General features: G+C 63.9%; 20 protein-coding genes and 2 pseudogenes. 2 read left to right on the top strand and 20 right to left on the bottom strand.

Annotated elements, in window-relative coordinates:
- The 3 genes and pseudogenes from IHE39_RS24545 to IHE39_RS24555 form a co-directional block, all read right to left on the bottom strand.
- Window positions 1–294: pseudogene (locus IHE39_RS24545) on the bottom strand (hypothetical protein); the annotation flags it as partial.
- A 247-nt stretch (window positions 295–541) separates the two neighbouring features.
- Window positions 542–1,600, bottom strand: a complete 1,059-nt coding sequence (locus tag IHE39_RS24550) for a DUF7146 domain-containing protein (protein WP_192568305.1) — start codon at window positions 1,598–1,600, stop codon at window positions 542–544.
- Window positions 1,597–6,069, bottom strand: a complete 4,473-nt coding sequence (locus IHE39_RS24555; protein WP_192568408.1) for a strawberry notch-like NTP hydrolase domain-containing protein — start codon at window positions 6,067–6,069, stop codon at window positions 1,597–1,599. The genes IHE39_RS24550 and IHE39_RS24555 overlap by 4 nt, the downstream gene beginning before the upstream one ends.
- Before the next feature lie 351 nt (window positions 6,070–6,420).
- On the opposite strand from IHE39_RS24555, the gene IHE39_RS24560 reads away from it, so the two are divergent.
- The gene (locus IHE39_RS24560; protein ID WP_192568306.1) at window positions 6,421–6,807 is read left to right on the top strand and encodes a hypothetical protein; all 387 of its coding nucleotides are present in this window, start codon (window positions 6,421–6,423) and stop codon (window positions 6,805–6,807) included.
- 70 nt (window positions 6,808–6,877) lie between these two features.
- Here IHE39_RS24560 and IHE39_RS24565 read toward each other — a convergent pair whose 3' ends face one another.
- The 17 genes and pseudogenes from IHE39_RS24565 to IHE39_RS24635 all read right to left on the bottom strand — a co-directional run bounded on the left by IHE39_RS24565 (window position 6,878) and on the right by IHE39_RS24635 (window position 17,493).
- Window positions 6,878–7,300 (bottom strand): hypothetical protein, encoded by a 423-nt coding sequence (locus IHE39_RS24565; protein WP_192568307.1) that lies wholly within the window; start codon window positions 7,298–7,300, stop codon window positions 6,878–6,880.
- A 116-nt stretch (window positions 7,301–7,416) separates the two neighbouring features.
- Window positions 7,417–7,812 (bottom strand): hypothetical protein, encoded by a 396-nt coding sequence (locus tag IHE39_RS30450; protein WP_210327681.1) that lies wholly within the window; start codon window positions 7,810–7,812, stop codon window positions 7,417–7,419.
- Complete coding sequence (locus tag IHE39_RS30455; RefSeq protein ID WP_210327682.1) at window positions 7,793–8,188, bottom strand: hypothetical protein; 396 nt, start codon at window positions 8,186–8,188, stop codon at window positions 7,793–7,795. Before IHE39_RS30455 ends, IHE39_RS30450 begins: the two co-directional genes overlap by 20 nt.
- 323 nt (window positions 8,189–8,511) lie before the next feature.
- Window positions 8,512–8,826 (bottom strand): hypothetical protein, encoded by a 315-nt coding sequence (locus IHE39_RS24575; RefSeq protein WP_192568308.1) that lies wholly within the window; start codon window positions 8,824–8,826, stop codon window positions 8,512–8,514.
- A 96-nt stretch (window positions 8,827–8,922) separates the two neighbouring features.
- Window positions 8,923–9,510, bottom strand: a complete 588-nt coding sequence (locus IHE39_RS24580; RefSeq protein WP_192568309.1) for a hypothetical protein — start codon at window positions 9,508–9,510, stop codon at window positions 8,923–8,925.
- A gap of 204 nt (window positions 9,511–9,714) precedes the next feature.
- Window positions 9,715–10,140, bottom strand: coding sequence for a hypothetical protein (locus IHE39_RS24585; protein WP_192568310.1), 426 nt, complete (start codon window positions 10,138–10,140; stop codon window positions 9,715–9,717).
- Window positions 10,124–10,753, bottom strand: coding sequence for a DUF1419 domain-containing protein (locus IHE39_RS24590; protein ID WP_192568409.1), 630 nt, complete (start codon window positions 10,751–10,753; stop codon window positions 10,124–10,126). The genes IHE39_RS24585 and IHE39_RS24590 overlap by 17 nt, the downstream gene beginning before the upstream one ends.
- Before the next feature lie 85 nt (window positions 10,754–10,838).
- Window positions 10,839–11,219, bottom strand: a complete 381-nt coding sequence (locus tag IHE39_RS24595) for a hypothetical protein (RefSeq protein ID WP_192568311.1) — start codon at window positions 11,217–11,219, stop codon at window positions 10,839–10,841.
- Window positions 11,220–11,304: 85 nt separating this feature from the next.
- The gene (locus tag IHE39_RS24600) at window positions 11,305–11,781 is read right to left on the bottom strand and encodes a UCP036055 family protein (protein ID WP_192568312.1); all 477 of its coding nucleotides are present in this window, start codon (window positions 11,779–11,781) and stop codon (window positions 11,305–11,307) included.
- 75 nt (window positions 11,782–11,856) lie between these two features.
- Entirely contained in the window at window positions 11,857–14,013 is a 2,157-nt protein-coding gene (locus IHE39_RS24605; RefSeq protein WP_192568313.1) for a ParB/RepB/Spo0J family partition protein, read from the bottom strand.
- 117 nt (window positions 14,014–14,130) lie between these two features.
- Window positions 14,131–14,331: a hypothetical protein gene (locus IHE39_RS24610; protein ID WP_148914147.1), complete on the bottom strand. Its 201-nt coding sequence runs from the start codon at window positions 14,329–14,331 to the stop codon at window positions 14,131–14,133.
- Complete coding sequence (locus IHE39_RS24615; protein ID WP_192568314.1) at window positions 14,328–14,732, bottom strand: hypothetical protein; 405 nt, start codon at window positions 14,730–14,732, stop codon at window positions 14,328–14,330. The genes IHE39_RS24610 and IHE39_RS24615 overlap by 4 nt, the downstream gene beginning before the upstream one ends.
- A gap of 126 nt (window positions 14,733–14,858) precedes the next feature.
- Window positions 14,859–15,200 (bottom strand): hypothetical protein, encoded by a 342-nt coding sequence (locus IHE39_RS24620; RefSeq protein WP_192568315.1) that lies wholly within the window; start codon window positions 15,198–15,200, stop codon window positions 14,859–14,861.
- Window positions 15,184–15,513 (bottom strand): hypothetical protein, encoded by a 330-nt coding sequence (locus IHE39_RS30460; RefSeq protein ID WP_210327683.1) that lies wholly within the window; start codon window positions 15,511–15,513, stop codon window positions 15,184–15,186. The genes IHE39_RS24620 and IHE39_RS30460 overlap by 17 nt, the downstream gene beginning before the upstream one ends.
- Window positions 15,514–15,598: 85 nt before the next feature.
- A complete protein-coding gene (locus IHE39_RS30465) occupies window positions 15,599–15,862 on the bottom strand; it encodes a hypothetical protein (protein WP_210327684.1) in 264 nt (87 codons plus the stop codon).
- Window positions 15,863–15,882: 20 nt separating this feature from the next.
- Window positions 15,883–16,115, bottom strand: a pseudogene (locus tag IHE39_RS24630) (DUF2958 domain-containing protein); the annotation flags it as partial.
- Window positions 16,116–16,296: 181 nt separating this feature from the next.
- Complete coding sequence (locus IHE39_RS24635) at window positions 16,297–17,493, bottom strand: DUF932 domain-containing protein (RefSeq protein ID WP_192568410.1); 1,197 nt, start codon at window positions 17,491–17,493, stop codon at window positions 16,297–16,299.
- Window positions 17,494–17,776: 283 nt separating this feature from the next.
- Between IHE39_RS24635 and IHE39_RS24640 the strand changes: the two genes are divergently transcribed.
- Window positions 17,777–18,781 (top strand): DUF1173 domain-containing protein, encoded by a 1,005-nt coding sequence (locus IHE39_RS24640; RefSeq protein ID WP_192568316.1) that lies wholly within the window; start codon window positions 17,777–17,779, stop codon window positions 18,779–18,781.
- The last annotated feature ends 35 nt before the right edge of the window (window positions 18,782–18,816 follow it).

Consider the following 18,816-nt stretch of genomic DNA (forward strand, 5'->3'; position numbering starts at 1 on the left):
GCGGTCGAGGTTGCGGGCGACACGCTCGGCCGCGCGATGGAAGACGTTCACGAAGGACCAGAGCAGGTCGTCGAGGTCGGGTTCGAGCCTGGTGTTGCCGAGCATGCCGGCGAAGGTCTCGACGATTCCCGCAAGCCCGGCGCGGATCACCTCATCGTCGGGCAGCGGCCGGGGGTCCGGCTCGTCCTGATGCGGTCGGTGGCCGTACATCTGCAGCTCGAGGATGACGCGGTCGATCGGCGAGGAGGCGTGGTAGGGCTCGTAGGCGTCGTCGAAGGGAAGCTCGTAGGTCATGGAGTGTCTCCGTCGGTTGTGGCCGCGCCCATCGCGGCCTGACAGCGCATCCCGGCCGCGCCCCGGGCGCGGCCGCACCGAAGGCCGGAGCGAAGCGGAGGACGGCGCAGCCGTTGCGGCCGAGACCGGGGGGTGGCAGGGATCACCTCTCAGGCAGGCCGCGGGCGCGGCCTCTCCGGCAGACTGCCGCCATGGCCGTGAAGCTTCCGGTGACGCCGGCTCTGCCCGCCTGCCGGCTCGGGGCTGCTCATCCGGACGGCAGGAAGCGGCGGGCATCCCCCGGGACGAGCTGATCGCCGAGCCATGCGGCGAGATGAGTGGCGCCGAGATGGCGCAGATCGTCGTTGAAGTCGCCAAGCTGCGGTCCCAGCGCCAGAGCGAGTATCCCGGCCTCGCCCGCGCGCTGGCTGAGACGCTCGATGCCGTGCCGGCCGGCGGCGTCCGCATCGGCGGCGATGTAGAGGCGACGGCAGCCAGGCGGGAATGTCAGGCCGGCGAGGTGATTGGCCGAGGTGGCCGCGGCGACCGGAAGCGCCGGCATCACCGTGCGCAGCGACGCCATCGTCTCAAAACCCTCGCCGGCTGCCATTACCGGAACGGGCGTGCCGGGATCGAGGCCGAGCCAGATGCCGTTGCCTAGGAGATGACCGAGCGAGTGACGGGGGTCGGCGATCGGCGCCTTGCCAACCTTGCCGCTCGGATCGAGCCCAGAGGACAGATAAGTACGCTGCAGGCCGGTGATGCGTCCGTCCAGACTGGTGACGGCGGCGATCAATGCGGGCAGGGTCTGCATCTCGCCGGTCACGAGATCGCGGTAATAGCAGCCGGGGTGGAAGCGCAGGGCTGGCTCGTGTCCGGCGAGCAGGATGCCGCGACCGGCCAGATAGCGTTCGGCCAGCGTGCCGGCGATCGGCCGCGACATGCCGAACAGGCGACGCGCCGCTTCGGGGGAGCCGCGTGCCGCGGCAGGCTGGCGCTGCGCGCCGGGATCTTGGGCCTGCGGTCGCGGCATGGCGAGGAAACGACGTGCTTCATCGGCGACATCGCGGAACTCGATGAGCCCGCAGCTTTCGCGGATGACATCGAGCAGATCACCATGTTCCCCGCTTTGCTCGTCGACCCACTTCCCCGGCGGGCCCTTGGCATTGGCTTTCAGCCGCACATGCATGGAGCGACCGCGCGTGTTGCGGACATCACCGACGATCCAGTGGTTGCCGGAGCGATGGCCATTGGAGAGATATTCGCGGCACACCGCCTCGGCATGTTCGCCCAGACGGCGCGCCAGCTCGGAGGCCGAGCCGGTCATGGTCGCCTCTGTTCACGCTGCGCCGTGCGGTCGGTGACCCCGACCAGCGTGTGGCGATCGAGAAGCGAGGCGAGCATGGCGCAGCCTTGCCCACCCGTTGGAATGAACAGCCTCAATTTCCAGGAGATGATTTCTGAATTCAGGCCCAGCGCCTTCAGGCGCGGCACCATCGCGTCGGTGAAACCGATCAGCTCGACGCGGTAGTCGTTCATGACGCGACTGCGACGCAGGACCAGGCCTTCGGCCAGCTGCAACCCGATCCGCCCCTCGACCAGGCCGGTCCAAGCCTCGTCCGGCGTGAGGGTCGGCACATTGTCGACCCCGAGATTGCGCAACATGGTCGCGACCAGCGTCGGCGCGATGTGGCGGCCGATAATGCGTTCGCCGGTATCGGTCTGGATGCGGTAGACTTGGCAATCATGGTCAGGCAGACGCCGCCAGATCGGCAGAAGCAGGCCGGTGACGATATGGAAGGTGCTGGTGGTGAATTCCGGAACGGCAGCGACTTCCGTCTGCCACTGCTCGCAGAACAGTTTCCGGTCGGCGGGCTGCCAGTGGGTTTCGGCGAGGGCGTCGAGACCGAAGCGCAGCTCGTCGGTGGGCCGAAGCAGGCGCACGCGGTGCTCTATCGCGCCGTCATCGAGCATCAGGCTGGCGGTCGGCAACTGGATCGCCGCGCGGTTCGATCGCGTGTTGGCCAGCAAGACCGATTGCGGCTCCGCGCGGGCGATGGCCAGAGCGTCGGCCAGGCCGAGCGGGCGTATGCGGTCCTTTCGCGCGACGGTCAGCACATGCGACTGCGCGCCCGACACCGGATGCGTGTAGACGGTGCGACGATCGGTGACGACGATGCTCTCCGCCGTGATTGTCTCCAGACCCTTGTCGTAGCTGCCGGCGGCAATAGCGCCCTCGACCTTCGCCGCCATCAGCTGCTCGAACACTTCGAACAGCAGATTCTGGGTTTCGATGCGTAGCGCCAGCAGCCGGTTGAGCCATGTCGTGATCGGCGGCAACTCGTCGCGCAAACCGCCCTCGTCGGTGGTGAGCGACAGGCCGGTGACCGCCTCGAACGCCGTCAGCGAGCAGCCCTCGATCTTGCCCTGGTGCAGCAGCATGTAGAACTGCCGCAGTGCGGCGCGGGCATAGGGGCTTTCCAGATTGTCCTCGGACCGGAACAGTCCTGCTCCGCCGGTCTGGCGCTGGCCGCGCGTGATCGCACCCAGCGTGTCGAGCCGCCGAGCAATCGTCGACAGGAAGCGTTTTCCCGCTTTGACATTGGCGGCCATGGGTCGAAACAGAGGCGGCTGCGCTTGGTTGGTGCGGTGGGTGCGGCCGAGACCCTGGATGGCGTTGTCGGCGCGCCAGCCGGCTTCCAACAGATAGTGCTTGCGCAGCCTCTGGTTCCTGGCCCCGAGATCGGCGTGATACGAGCGGCCGGTCCCGCCGGCGTCTGAAAAAATCAGCACGCTCTTGTCGTCATCCATGAAGCTTTGAGTCTCGGCAAGATTGGCCGAGCCCGGACGGTTCTCGACGGCGAGCCGGTCGACGCCGTCGCGGCCGGTCTTCCTGACGATGCGGCGCGAGCGGCCGGTCACCTCGGCAACGGTGTCCGTGCCGAAATGATGGAGGATCTGGTCGAGCGCGCTGCCGACCGGCGGCAGCGAGGCCAGCTTTTCGATCATCTCGTCGCGCCGGCGCACGGCCTCCCGGCATTGGACGGGATTGCCGTCGGCGTCATGCACGGGTCGTGAGTAGGTGTTGCCTTCCGCGTCCGAGTACTCCTCGAACAGCTGCGTGGGGAAGGAGTGCATCAGGTAACCACCGACATACTCCCGCGGCGTCACATCGACGTGGAGGTCTGACCATTCCTCTGTCGGGATCTCGGCCAGCCGCCGTTCCATCAGCGCTTCGCCGGTCGAGACGATCTGCACGACGGATGAATAACCGTCGGCGCGGTCCTGCTCGATCGCGCCGATCAAGGTCGGCGTCATCATCGAGGTGATGAGGTGGGAAAAGAACCGCTGCTTGGTGCTCTCGAACGCCGAGCGGGCCGCTGCCTTCGCGTTGCGGTTCAGCGTGCCGGCCTCGCTTGTGATGTTAGCCGCCTCCAGTGCGGCGTTCAGGTTGTTGTGGATCACCTGGAAGGCGTCCGCATACGCGTTGTAGATGCGGATCTGCTCCTCGATCAGTTCGTGCTCGAGCAGATCGTATTCGACGCCGTCATAGGAGAGCGAGCGCGACGTGTAGAGCCCGAGCGACTTGAGGTCGCGGGCGAGCACTTCCATCGCCGCCACACCGCCGTCCTCGATCGCCGCGACAAACTCGGCACGGTTGGCGAACGGAAAATCCTCGCTGCCCCAGATGCCGAGGCGCTGCGCATAGGCGAGGTTCTCGACGGCGGTGGCGCCGGTCGCCGAGACGTAGACGATACGGGCGTCGGGCAGCGCATGCTGCAGGCGCAGGCCCGCCCTGCCCTGCTGCGATGGCGAGACGTCGCCGCGCTCGCTTTTGCCGCCGGCGGCATTGGCCATCGCGTGGGCTTCGTCGAAGACGATCACGCCATCAAAATCCTTCCTCACCCAATCCAGAATCTGGGCGATCCGGGACTTCTTGCCCTCGCGCTCCTGCGAGCGCAACGTCGCGTAGGTGGTGAAGAGGATGCCTTCGGCAAGGCGGATCGGCGTGCCCTGCCGATAGCGCGAGAGCAGCTGGACGAGAAGACGCTCCTGGCCGAGTGCTGCCCAGTCGCGCTGGGCATCTTCGAGCAGCTTGTCCGATTTCGATATCCAGATCGCCCGGCGTCGGCCCTGTAGCCAGTTGTCCAGAATGATACCGGCAACCTGTCGCCCCTTGCCGCAGCCGGTGCCGTCGCCGAGGAACCACCCACGGCGGAAACGAACCGCGTTCTCGGCGCCTTGGGGGGCGGCCGACACGACATCGCAGGTCTCGTCGACCGCCCAAGCTCCGGCGAGATGGCCGGAATGCGCCTCCCCGGCATAGATCACACTTTCGATCTGGGCGTCGGACAGCAGACCCTCGTCGATGATCGCATCCGGCAGCAGGGGCCGGTAGGACGGCTTCGGCGGCGCGACCGCGGCCATGGCGGCTGACTGCACGAGCGGTGTCGGATGCGGTTTGGCCCGCGGAATGTCGATCGACTGCAACGCATAGGGCTCATAGATCGTGTCGGTCAGCCGGCCGCCCTCCTCCGGCATCCAGTCACGCAGCTCGTAGACGAGCGGAACGGCAGGTGTGCTGGCGGCGACGTACGGACGGGCGGGCTTCGCCCGGACAAGGGGAGGGACCGGCCGGATCGTCTTCGCAACCGACGCCTGAGCTACGATGGGCGCAGTTTCCGTCGCTGAGCGTGCAGCCATCTGCGTGGTGGCGTTGCGCACAATCCCGTTCGACAGCGCGCCGATCGAGTCGGGGAAGCTGCCCGGGATCCGCGGCGGTAGGTCGGATATCCAGGAGAGCAGTGTCTCGACATCCGGGGCCTTACCCGGCGAAGCCGCGAATGCGGACGGATGGGACGCTGGCGTCTTGTCGATGATGGTGAGGCGGGTTTCGGCCGTCGTGCCATGGCGAGCATAGACACGGCCGTCAATCGCAGCGGTGAAGACGACCCTGCCCTGCTGCTGAAGCCGCTCGAAGGCGGGCCGCCATTTGGGATTTTCCGGGGAAAGCCCGGTGCCGGTGATGGCGACAAGTCGCCCGCCGGGACGCAGACGGGCAAAGGCCGAAGACACGTGCCGCCATGCCGCATCGGCAACATGGCCGTCGACATAGGCGCCGACGGTGAAGGGTGGATTCATCAGAACGACGGAGGGCTCGATGGCGGCGTCGAGATGATCGTCGATATGAGCGGCGTCGTACCGGAAGACCGGAGCGCGCGGGAACAGCAGGCCGAGCAGATCGGCCCGTGTGGCGGCGAACTCGTTGAGGGCGAGTGAAGCCCGGGCAATTTTGGCATGGACGGCGAGAAAGCCGGTGCCGGCCGAGGGTTCAAGAACGAGATCCGAAGATGAGATCGCGGCGGCGCGGGCGGTGACGAAGGCGAGCGGCAGCGGCGTCGACAGTTGCTGCATGGCCTGGCTCTCTTCGGAGCGCCGTGTGTGGGTGGGAACAAGGTCGGCGATGCGTTTCATCATCGCCAGTGTCCCCTCGGGCGAGGCCGACCGGGACAGGATCGCCGAGCCGAAGCGGTGCAGAAACAGGACCTGGGCGGCTTCGAGCGCCTCATAGGCGGCCTTCCAGAGCCAGAAACCTTGTGCATCGGTTCCGCCGAAGCTGTTGCTCATGGCCGTGCGCAGTGCCGCGGTCGTGATTGGCGTACCCTGTTCGAGAAAGGGCAAGAGCGACGCTGCCCCCTGGTGGATCGCCCGGGCGGTGTCGATGACGTGGGATGCCGGCGCGGTAAGGGGAGCGACCGTCCGGGCGACGGTCGACGTGGTCGTGACAATGTTCATGGAGCTGTCCTTCGAGAAAGAGGGCCGCCCCGCCGGCGCGCTCTCTGCGCCCCGGCAAGGCCGCACTCCTCCCGGCCCCGCTCTCCCTCCAGCGACGTGGACGAAGAGGAGCCAAAGGAATCTCTTGAGGGATTTGTCACATGAGGGCTCGGTCAGGCGAGCTTGTCAGTAGGACATCGCGGTTGATGTCTCGCGCCTCAACCAAGAAGCCATCGAGGTGAGGGCATGAACCATACTCACCTCGAACCCGTTTGACCTGGAGCTGATCGCGAGGTGGACGGTTGCGCGGGACCGAAGTAAACGACCTCTGGATTCCCGCAAACGGATCGATACTTACCGAGGAACGTGACTATGAAGCGGCCCACGCGACCTTTCGTCGTGGAAGTGAAGAAGAAGCGCGGAAGTCCTGCAAAATCGCGGTCGATCTGGGGCGATTTGGACCTTTCGGCTTTGGCGGCCGAACCTTTGGCCGCTACCGGGTTGACCTCTGAGCCGGTCGGGAACGATCCCAATCCGGCTGTCAAGGTCGAGCGCGCGCGCAATGCCGGCTCCGCCATCGAGTCGCCATCGGAAGACCATGATGCGTATGCCATTGCCGATGCAAACCATGCAGAAGCGCAACGCGCTGAGGTCGAGACGGAAGGCGCTGTAGAGGAGCCTACGCGGTCGCCTCGAAACGTGTCGGACGTCGCGACGAACTTTTTTTGCCACGTGGGCAGCGTTGGCAACGTCGACTGACAAAAGCGCTTCGTCGCTGAACTGACGAACTGTTTGCTCCGCAAGGATTCTGGTCCTGCGTTGGTGCTGATCATGACCCTGGCGGCTCTGTCTGCACATCGGGATCGCGGCGTTCCTCGATGATCGCCTTTGCCTTCTCGACCGTCGCAATCGCTTTTGGCAGCCAACGATCGAAGTCCGCCCTGGATAGACCTGCTGGTTGGGCGACATAGACCAACTGATCGAACAGCGCCTGGAAGTGTTCGGCCTTGCGCTGGATCGTCTCATGAAACTGCGATGGCACGGTTGTTGACTCGACGCGGTAAGCGGTATCCGTCCCGGACCAGATGCCGGTGATGTATGTCTCACCAGCCGTTTCGTAGTCGCATTTCCCGGCGGTCCAGTCGTCATCCCCGATGGCCTTGCGACAGGCGTCGGCAGGCGTCGCGGCATCGTAGGTGCGATGCCGATATACGGGCAGACGGTAGGTGGTTTCGACAGTGAATTTGGGCATTGCAATTCCTCCTGGCATAGACGTGCGATATCCGCGCGCTAGAGCGCCGGACGTGGGTGAGATGTGTTGAGGGCGCTCGATCGCGTGGACGACCTGGCTTGCCTTAGCGTCGCTAGTCAGGCGACAGAGCGGACGTCGAGCGCATTGTCTTCGCCCCGAAGTTGATTTGCCATAGCGCGAAAGCGGGCGCGCTCGTCGGCCCCGCGCTTCACGTGGAAGGCATCGTCGACGACGCCATTGACCCGCGCCCACTGGTTCCGTGCAAAGCTGCGTCCGAGACCGACCGTGGTCGAAGAGCTCGGGAAGCGATCGGCAGTGCGGACGAGTTCGTCCCAGGAGCCGCCGAACTCGACTTCATCGAAACGGCTGTGACGTCCGGTTAGCGCATTACGTTCAAGAATCAAGGCGCGCTCGAGGAGATCGGGATGGTGTGCGGCCAGCCCAGGTACAGTTCCCAGATCTTTGATGCCGGGCAAAAAACGCAGGCCGATTTTATCGGACCATGTCGACACCGAGCGCATCGGTGATGGCGCGCACGCAATCTGTGCGGTTCCAGCCTAGAATCTGGAGCGGATAGGCGTAGTCGAAATCCGCAACGGCTTCCGGCAGGTTCCGAGAACGACGCAGATCCGCGCGGCCGCAGTCGTATCCGATCAGCTTGACGATCCGAACGCCGCGCCGCTGTGCCTCTGTCCAGACGGGATGGGGCGGCGCAGCGTTGGGTCCCGATCTGGCGCCCTTGATCGCATGGTCCTGCGGCTTCTGTTTCCATTTGATCGAGCACGATTTGAGGCCGAAGGCCAGTGACGGCAGCGTCTCGTTGGCAATGCAGTTGCCGTAGAGGTCCGAATAGCCTGTTCCGGGAAGCGTCTCTTTCCGGCACCGCACGATGGTAGGGCCATGACCATTCGGCGAGAACACGGTCCATGCGACCGAGATGCCCGAGCGTGGGCGGCTTCTCGGCAGACAAGTCCGCGAAGGTGATGACGTCGGGGCGCAAGCCGGCCTGTTTCAGGGCGACCAGCATCGCGGTGGAATCAACGCCGGCGCCGTAGCAGACGGCCATGAGACGGTCCCCCCAAGTGCGGCCTGCAGCCGATGGCGTTGTCGGCGGGTTAGCGACATAAAGGACCTCGTTACCAGCAGTCGACGCCGACGAGCATCGGATGGGAAGTCTCGGCAGCATCGCGGATCATGGCGCGCTCCCCTCATCAGCGTCGGTTGTGTCGGGAGCGGCGTCGGCGTGCGCGCGTTTGCCGGGCAACTTCCGGCAGCTTCCGCGTGGGAACCTCGGCGAGCCGATCGGCGGCGGCTTCGATGGAGCTGAGACTGAGATAACGCTGGAGATTGGCAGCGAGCCGGGCATTCTTGCGGGAACGTCTCAAGATCACCGTCGCCACCTCGTCGCCATCATGGTTTTCGAAGCAATTGTCGAAGGCGCGGGTCGGGCGTCGTCCGTAGGCGATAACCTTTGCCGCATAGTTGACGCGGCCCTGGAAGTTTTCCGGATCATTCAGGCGTGACATGTGGTTTCTCCCTGTCTGGGGCTGGATATGCAGCCAAAAAATGCAAAAGCCCGGCGAGGCCGGGCGTTGAGAGGCGGGGCGGAGAAGGGCGGGCGGTCAGATCCGCTGATTGTTCGAGGACTGGTTGATCATGTCGTCGAGCCAGTCGGCCACAGACCGTGCCGTCATGTCGACATCGGTATTATTCTGGGCTTGGGTGAGATTCTCCGTCTTGATCGCGTTGCACACCGCAGCGGGAATGGCCAAGATCGCGTTCATCACCTCGTGCGCGGCATCTTTGGAGACAAAATCGCCGATCGCCATGGTGGCGCCTCTGTCGACGCCGTAGAGGGACCAGAAGGCACGAAACTCCCTGCCGGATTTCTGCGCCCTGGCAAGATCGTCGGTAAACTCATCCTCAACGCGGTAGGACCTCACCTGATGATCGGCTTCGATGCAGGGCCTCACCTCGAAATACTCGAAGGCAAGCGTCTCACGCATCGTGGGCGAAAGGTGGTCGCGGAATGATGGGCCGATTGTGGAAGGTGATACCGCCACCTTCGACACGTTGAGATCGGTCCCGCAGTCGTCGCAGATGCCTTGATCGGATTCATCGCCGACCAGATAGTCGACCGTGATCGGATCACGCTGTCGATGATCGGCAATCATATGCTCGGCGGATTCCCAGACGATGAAGTTCGACACGCCGGACTGCTCGCCAAAACTCGATTGTGCGAGATCGGCAACGACAAAGTGGCAATCCACCGGACCGGGTTCGGGCGTGTATGCTTCTTCGTCAATGACGAAGGCGGCGAAGAAGGCTTTCTGGCCATGGTGAGTTCCTTTCGAAGAACGGATGGAGCACAGGCCCGCGGTCGCCGACCTTTCGGCGTCAAGGTCCCTATGTGATCAGTATGGTTCTGGACGATTGGCTGTCGGCCGTCGCATTCGGTCGACCACGAAGACTTCGTCCGAATTTACCTCGAAGAGCACCAGGATACGGTCGCCGACGGCGACGCACTCGTTGATCCAGTGATGATCGCAATCGCGGTATTTTGCAGCGCGATCGGGCGGGACATAGACGATGGTGAAATGCGACATCGTCTCGCCGGTCGGCGCGGCATAAAAGTATTCCTTTACCTCGATCACGACGCCGCCGGTGCTGTAGGAGGTCGACACCATGTCGCCGGGTCTGACCAGATCGGCGACGGTCGGGGAACCCGGTGGCGTGCGCCGGTATCGGCGGCGATCGGGCACACCGAGTTCGGCCGTATAGGTCGAGTGCGCCTCCCAGACGGGCTTGGCCGTCGCGGACTGCTTATGATGGCTCCGCATCGCTCGCCCCTCCCCTTCTCGACCGTGCGCGGACGTCCGGCATGCGGCTGTCGATTTCTTCGTCGGACAGGTCCTCCAGCAGCTTCAGAGCGGTGCCCTGCGCGGCGGCATAAACAAGGATGGTCCGCTTGCCGTGATGTTCGACGGGCCAGGCGTCCGGGTTTGCCTCGCCGGCGATGCCCTTGAAGTCGGCATGGGTCGCGGACCAGATCGCCTCGAGCTTTTCCTCGCGGGTCATGCTGTCGACGGCGTCCGTCTCATGGGCAACGATCGCCGCGCGCATGGCGTCTGGACTGCGTTTGTCTGAGAGGTCGCAAAAGCCGTGGAACCACCGTTCGCGACCGCGGATCCTGATCGCGAAAAACACGCTGGTGACGTTGCCGGCCTTGAATTCCGACATGCCGAACATGCCGGTTCGCTGGAATAGCGGCGGCAGGAGCGCGAGCATGAAGTGGTATTGCTCGGCCGCAATCTCGAAATACTCCCCGGCATAGGGCGTGCCGGCAATTGGATCGATACCCGGGGTGTCTTTGTGCCGGTTGAAGAGCTGGAACATTTGCTCGCGCGTTGCGACGCCGTCGAACACCTTTCGGAATGGGGGATGAGTGGACATGGCTGCTCTCCGGAAATGGCCGGTCGCCGCCACAGCAGCGCTGTGGCGGGCGACTGTTGGCGGTGACGGGATCGGTGGACCGGATTCACGCAGCCCGGCGTTCGGCATCGCGTCCGATGGCGGTGATGGCGCGGACAGCCGCTGCGAGCGCCGGAATGTCGTCGAGCATGGTCAGCGCAACGAAGTGGTTGGGCCCGCCGGTATAGTCCTTGCGGCCCTTGCAGGTCCGGATCAGGATGCCGTGTCCCGAGGACATACCGAACTGCCCGACTTGAATGTATGCTCGGTCATGGTGCAGGGTGACTTCACCGGATACGGCGATGCCCGCCCTGTTCGAGCGGACTTCGAAGCTGCCGGGCGGCAGCGCCAATTCGGCGGCAAGTTTCTTCAGCCGCGAACGGGCTGTGGCGTGAAAACGTCTCTTCTGCTGCTCGTCGTAGGAGCAGCTTCTGTTCCAGTCGAACATGTCGATCTCCATGAAACGGAACAGGCCCGGCGATCGCTTTGCGCGACACCAGGCCCGTCATCGGTTGGTTTATGCAGTGAGGAAGTCAGGCGGCCGTGCGGCCCTCGATGGCGTCGGCGCCGACTTCGTCAGCCGAGACCTCCTCAAGAAAGGCCCGACTGTACGAGTTGCTGGCGAGCCAGCGTTCCGCGGCCCCGCGATCCCTGGCGAGATGCAGGAGTTCCGGGCTGTCGCCGAGATCCTGCAGAACGCGGACCATGCCGATTTTGGGACGCTCGACGATCTCGAAGCGCAGATCACTTTCGACGGACCAGGTGCGCCGGACCGAGACGACGATGATGCCGCCTTGGCCGAAATCACCTTCATGCAAGGTGAAACAGACTGGAGAGCTGTAGGTCGCCCGCGACCGCGGCGACTCCTTCTTGACCAATCGGCCGGTGCCGTTGCGTTTTTCCCAGTCGGCAACCTTCCTCGTGAACCGGGCTGGCGGTTTCGGGGTGCCGTCGAAGTAGCGGATAATGCTCCCCAACGGGGCGGAATCGTAGACGATATGTGCGGACATGCTGTATGTCTCCATGTCGGAAAACTAAAAAGGGCCCGGCGGAGATGCCGGGCCCGGTGCGGAGCGGGAGGCCGATTACTCGGCCGCCTGGAGGTGGTCGGGTTCCTCGCCGGCGTCGGGCGCCAGTTCATCGGAGGAGGTGCCGGTATCGTTGGCGAGGTAGGCAGGCAACTCGGCGGTTTCGCCGTCGAGCGCCGTCTCGTCCGTCACGTCGGGGGCGACCGCTTCGGCGCCTTCACCAACTGCGTCGTCGCCCTCGAGGCGCAACGGCTCGGGCAGCCAGTTCGACCCCTCGAGAAGACGAGCGGCTTCACGTGCCATCAAGTCCTTCTTCATATGGTCGATTAGCTGCGCGGAGTCCTCGCCACGTGCTTCCCGGACTGCCTGAACGATCCGGGCCTTGGTGACGCGGCCAAGATAGTTGTCCACCGTGGGCGACCAGCCAGCCTCGACCATGTCGAAGCCGAGCGTAGCGGCCAGCTCATCGGCATGAGCAAGCGCGCCCGGCCGCTTGTTCCAGGGCTCGACCACGGCGTTGAGCGAGAGCGACGCGCAGTGTGCGAACAGCGCCTTGCGGCTCGCCTCGTCGAGACCGAGCAGGAATTCCCACAGCTTGTCGCTGTCTGGCATATCCCTGTCCCAGGCCTCGTGCCGCTCGGCGATCTCCTTCGCCCAAGGTGTCTCGGCGAGACCCTGGACCTGACCGAAGCTGTTGCTGGTCATGGTGATCTCGAGGCAGCTGTCCTTGGCGAAACGGTAAAACACCTGCAGCACGAGGGCATGGAGAACGGTAACGAAGGCGATGTCCACGTCGTTCGCGAGCGCGTTGCGCAGCGCCAGCGTCTTTTGCGCGGTGAGATCGAAGACGAGCCGTTCCGGCAGAGGCTTGATGCCTTCTTCCTCGGGCTCCTCGGCTGCATCGGATCCGCCGTTCGTCGACCGGCCGTTCACGACGACGGCGTTGGCGCCGCCTTCTTCGGATTGCGATGGGTGGTGATCCTCGCGGTCGGCCCCACCGTCATCATCGACGACCTCGGCCCGGGGCTCGTCCTCGGGACGGACAAAGCCGGCGTCAACCTGAAGCTGGCCATTGGCGCCGAGGGTCACGAACGCTCCGGCGATGGCCTTCTGCCCCGGATCGTAGACCTGGGGACGATCGCTGAACGCGTCGAGTTCGGCGCCAAGTTGATCGAGCTTGTCCTCGATCTCCTGGTCGGCCTCCTCCATCTCCGCATACTTGGCGTCGAGCGCGTCATACTCGGCCTTCGCGGCGTCGTAGCGGGCGATCTCCTCGGCGCTCAGCTCCGCGGGCTCGGCATAGACACGCCGCATGCTGGAGGTGTGGCCATAGGGAAAGCTGATGGCCGCCTCGACCCACTTCCAACCGTCGGCGCGAACGGCCTCGGCATCGACCTTCAGCTTTTCGAAGACCAGTTGCTCGAGGAGAGCGGCGTCCTGGAACCAGCCACCGGAATCCTGCTCGAACAGGTCGCGCAGGATGACGCCGCCGGCAGCCTCATAAGCTTCGGCGCCGACATAGACTGCGCGGCGATCGTCGGCACGCACCGTGGTCTCCGTCAGCAGGCGCCTGATGTAATAGGGCTCCTGCATATTCGGGTTGCCGGTGATGCGATCCCAGACCTGCTCCTGGCGGACATGGTCGTCGGAGATAGAAAACGCCATGATCTGCTCGAGACGGATTTCATCCTGCTCGTAGAGTTCGAGCAGTTGAGGCGACACCGAAGCGAGCCTCAGCCGCTGCTTGACGGTCGCAGCAGACACGAAGAAGCGTGCTGCGATCTCTTCCACGTCAAGACCCTGCTCCTTCAGTGTCTTGAATGCACGGAATTGGTCGAGCGGGTGTAGGTTCTCGCGATGCACGTTCTCGGCGAGCGAGTCCTCTTCGGCCGAGGTCGTTCCGCTGCGATTGACGATGCAGGGGATCGGTTCGTTCTTCGCCAGACGCTTCTGCTTGACGAGAATGCCGAGCGCGAGATAGCGGCGACCGCCAGCGGGCACTTCGTATGTGCCGGTCTCCTCGCCGTTTCCGTCGAGGACGGGACGGACGTTCAGGCTCTGCAAGAGCTTGCGCCGGCCGATGTCGGCGGCGAGCTGCTCGATGGTGATGCCGTCCTTTACCCGGCGGACATTTTCCTGCGACAAGACAAGCTTGTCGTAGGCGATGTTCTCGGCAGCGTTCATTGCGATCTTCTGAATGGCGCTTTTTGCCATGGTCAGGGTCTCCATGACGGGCGGCGCGGGGCCTCTCCCCGAACCTCCAAACCCGTCAGAAACCCTCCCCTCCCCCCTCTGCCTCTCGCCGCGCCGCGCCGGCGCAGGCCGGCGGCCTCAATGCGGTTCGGCGACATCGACCCGACCTGCCTTGCGCAAAGCTTCGAGCATGCGGGCATGGTCCATGAGAATGTGGACGAGTGCTTGTCGGTCTACTGTGACCGTCTTGCTGGTGCTGCGTGTGCGATCGTGCCGCTCATGCAGGGCCTCGAACTCGGCAAAAGTGGTATAGAGTTGCAGGAGAGGCCGACCGCTCATGGCCCAGTCCTCCGCTCGGCGGGCGCGGGCAACTTTTCGACTTCGGGGATGTTCCAGATCTCGGCGCCGGCGGCAGCGTAGCGAATGGCGACCGCGTGCAACGGCGCGTAGGAGAGGCCATGCCAGGGGGCCGGCTCGGGCGCACGGCCGACGGCCACCAACGGGCCGCCCAGCGTCAGTTGCACCACGACATCGAACCCCATACACCGGCTGTCGATCACCGGGAGACCGGCGGCGATAGATTGAGTCTTGATCGAGTCGCAGTCATAGCCCGAAAGCATGGCACCGTAGCCGTAGTGGAGGATGAAGCCGCCGCGGCCGAGGGAGAGGTGACCTCCCGGCGTCTCCAGAGCGGCGGCAATGTCGGCGGAATAGTCTGTGGTGAAGTGCTGTTGCAGCATGAGGAGGTCTCCGCGACGGCTGGCGGGAGAAGTCCCGCCTGGAAAGCCGTCAGGAGGAAAGCCATCCCCTCGACCGAGGGGATGGCGGGAAACCCGTATGGTGGCTGACCATGGCGATGCTGTTGCCTACAGGGGTGTGAAGATTGGCCGTTCGGCATTGACCCTATACTTTCGGCGCAGCGCCTCGATGGCCGTATCCTGGCGTTCGATCTTGCGCCGCAACCGATCGAGATCGGCCGCGGCACTGTCGGTCAGCCGATCAAGGACCTGGAGATAGGCTTCCTCATCCTTGCCGGTCCAGTTGGACATGCGGCGGCTGTAGCGACGCATTTTCGGGCGTGCACGAATGGTCTCCTCTTCGGCATGATCTCGCAGCGATCGTTCGAGTTCGAACAGATTGTGCCGCGTATCTCGCAGGCTTGCTTCCATTCTGGTCAACGCCGTGCAAGCCTCAGGATGGCTCATCATGGCCTGCCTCCTGTCGTCCGGCAGAAGTCAGCTTTGCGACGTGGCGCACCACGACGGGCCGCGTATCCGCCTCCTGGGCGAGGCGGCGGATCAACTCGAGGTCGGTATCCGAGCAGTCGCCGCGTACCTCGAGATCGATCCAATGACCGGCCCGGCCGACATGCGAGTCGCGCAGCCGGTGGCCGGATGAGGTGTAGTAAGTCACGTGTGGATCGTTGAGCCGAACGCTGGTGCGCAGAAACAGGATGCCTGAACCGAGATTGCCGCAGAACAAAAACTCGTCGGCCGGCGTAGTCTTGGGGGCCGCCGCCAATTTTTCGATGACCGATCTGGCGGAAGGCTTCGTCGAATTTTTCGGGGTTCGGCGTCGTGCGCGCCGTGAGCTTGCCGTCGAAAACCTAAGGCGGCCGATGCGGGTCGACCCGACCCACCGCGATCTGGTGCAGCAGGTCGAGCAGATAGACGGGATCCGCCGGATAGGGGCAACCCCGCCAGAGCTGTCGGACCGTGCGACGCAGTTCGGCGGGCAGCGCGAACAGACGATCGCGGGCTTTTCGCCATTGCGCGGTGCGTTGGGCGCGCTGCTCGCGTTCGCGCTCCTCCCACCAGACGTGCCGGCGCGCCATCTCTTCGTCGACGCTGTGCTGACCCTGGGCGATCATGTCCGCGAACAGCGGCAGTGCATGCCGAACGGCAGCTCAAGCGTAGCGAGTTCTTCGAGGCTGAACGACCCGAGTTCCGGAAAGCCTAGGTCGGCGAGGCCGAAGCAAGTGTCGTTGTCTGCGTCAGCTCGGTCGCGAGCCAGGTGCCGATGCAGACTGGATTGAAGAACTTGACCACCGGCACATGGTCGCGGCCGCTCTGGCGGCCATTGGCGCGAAGTTGATCGCGCAGATCAGGTGTCAGCAGCGGCATTGGGGTTTTGGCGGTATCGTGCATGGGTTGAGCTCCATAGCGGGTGACCGAAAGACCATCTTCGATCTTGCAGCCCGTCATGACGAAAAGCGCCACCCTCCTGGCAAGGAGGACGGCGCCTTGAAGTGGCGGTGATCGAAAGCCGCACAGTGCGATGTGCGAAATCGCTGTCAGGGCAGGATCAGTGGACGAGATCGAGAAGCTTCTTTGCCTTGCCTTCCAGCTCGAGCCGGACATCCTGATGCTGCTTGTCGCGGGCGACACGCGTGATGCCCTGAACGAAGTCGAACACCGACTCTGGCGGGTGGCCTTCGTCGATGAGCACGGCGTCGATGATCTTCGTGGTCTCGGCCTTCGAGAAGCCACGCTTGCGCAGGAAGCTGGTTCGATCGTCATCGTCGCGTGCAACGATTCGCTGGCGCGCCGCCTTGATGCCGTTGATGAAGGGCATGGGCGAGGAGTCGGCGAACTGGATCAGCGCCGGCTCGGCTTCGAGAGCAAAGCGTGACGCGGCATATTTGGAGTGGCGGATGGTGATTTCCTGGAAATCCTCGACCCCCCACAGATTCCTATTGCAACACACGGCACGTAGGTAAAAGCTTGCAATCCCAAGGGTTTTCGAGCCGACCTCGCTATTCCAAGCGTAGAATCCGCGGAAGTAAAGATCAGGTTCGCCGTTCGGTAGCCGACCGGCTTCGATCGGGTTGAGATCGTCGACCAGGAAGACAAAGATATCGCGGTCGGAGGCATAAAGTGTCGTCGTGTCCTTCGAGATATCGACGTTCGGGTTGTAGATGTGGGTCGACCAGTCCAGTACGCCCGGTACCTTCCATCGCGTGTCGCCGGTGCCGTTCCCGGCGATCTTCTGTACGGCTTCCACGAGTTCATGGTCGAAAATTCTCCCGTAATCCGGGCCGGTCACGGCTCGGAGCTCGAAACGACCGTTCTCGATTTCAAGCGTCTTCACCTGCTCGGCGCGGTGCGTGGAAAGCCCATACTGCAGATTGATGCCAGCGAGCGCGGCCGGAAGCTGGCGCAGATAGGTCGCTGGCGCGCCGACCAGGCTGGCGAGCTGCCCGAAACTCCAATGCGTCGGGGCGACAGGCGCGTGCGCGTCCGGCAGCATCAACGTCAGCCGTTCAGGGTTGTCGCGAGAGGCTTCCACGCGGATTGCTTCGCTTTCCACGATCCGGGTCTTGCTTCGTGCCGATCGCCTTTTCACCGAGTGGTGGAGATCGGCGAGGGACAGGTAGCGTTCGTCGTCTGGCCGGTTGAACCATTCCGACGACACGCGGCCGATGCGCTGACCTCGGCTGACGTCGACCTTGTAGCCGTTGGGTGCGGCGCGCGTCCGCGCCTGAATTTCCATATGGGTCATGATCGTTCTCCGCGACGGGTGCCGGGAGCCTCTCTCCCGGCCTCCACCCGCCACCGCATCCCGGCCTTCCCTCTGCCTCTAGCCACGCCCAGCCGGCGCGTGAAGCGCGCGGGCGATGCGGCAGCGCGCCCGGGCCAAATATCGTTCGCAGGGAAGGAGGGCAGCTCAGGCCTGGCCGCAGCAAATCAGTGATTGCGCGCGAAGATCCTCAGGGTTGCTTCGCTGGTGAAATCGTGAATCAATGAAATCAGGGGATGCGGCGGCGTCCGGAGCGACGGAGGCGATGCGACGTTTCAGGCTGGGTGACCGGTTTATCGAGGAAACAGAACAGGATCTACAGGATGCGCTTGCCAATGCGTATCGGCATCGCATTCGGCCCTTGTGCCTGTGCAAGGGAACCGGCCTTGCGATGTACATCGCACAGGTCGGCGACCAGTATATCGTCAAACGGATGCCGCTTTCGGGAAGCGAACATGATACCGTCTGCCCGTCTTACGATCCGCCCAGCGAATTGTCCGGGCTCGGCGTGCTCATGGGCAGCGCCATTCAGGTCGATCCAGAGAGCGGCCTGTCGGCACTCAAGGTCGGTTTCAGCCTAACGAAAGTGGGCGCACGCGCAACGCCTGTTGCTGGCGCGATGAGCGAGGAAAGCGTGGCCGGCGACACGAAGAAATTATCGCTGCGCAGCCTGCTGCACTATCTCTGGCATCAGGCCGAATTGACAGCCTGGATGTCTCGATGGGCAGGCAAACGTCATTGGTGGATTGTTCGATGGCACCTTATGGAGGCGGCCCGTCAGATGACCGTAAAGGGCGGGGCATTGGATCACGTCCTTTACGTGCCGGAACCTTTCCGATTATCGGACAAAGCTGCGATCGAGCAGCGGCGGGCCGCCGCGCTCGCGCTAGCCCAGCCGCCGAAGATCGGTGCGAGGAAGCTGATGATCCTGGTTGGAGAGGTCAAGGACTTCGTCGCGACACGCATCGGCTACCGCCTGATCGTCAAGCACATGCCCGACTTCCCGTTCTTGCTCGACGAAGGTCTGTATCGGCGTCTGCAAGAGCGCTTCGACAACGAACTGGCACTGTGGGGCGCGGATGAGACTTCTCACCTGATCGCGATCGCCACGTTCGGGCTCACGCCTGCCGGTCTCGCGGTTGTCGAGGACATGGCGCTGATGGTCGTGGCTGAGAATTGGGTTCCCTACGAGTCTGCATACGAGAAGAAACTGGTCGATGCACTGGCCAAGGTGGGGCGAGAACAAGAACTGTTCCCGCAGACACGCTAAGACGAACAGACCACGAACACTGACTTGGCTCAGCC

Source organism: Aminobacter carboxidus, from assembly GCF_014863355.1.
GTDB classification, from domain to species: domain Bacteria; phylum Pseudomonadota; class Alphaproteobacteria; order Rhizobiales; family Rhizobiaceae; genus Aminobacter; species Aminobacter carboxidus.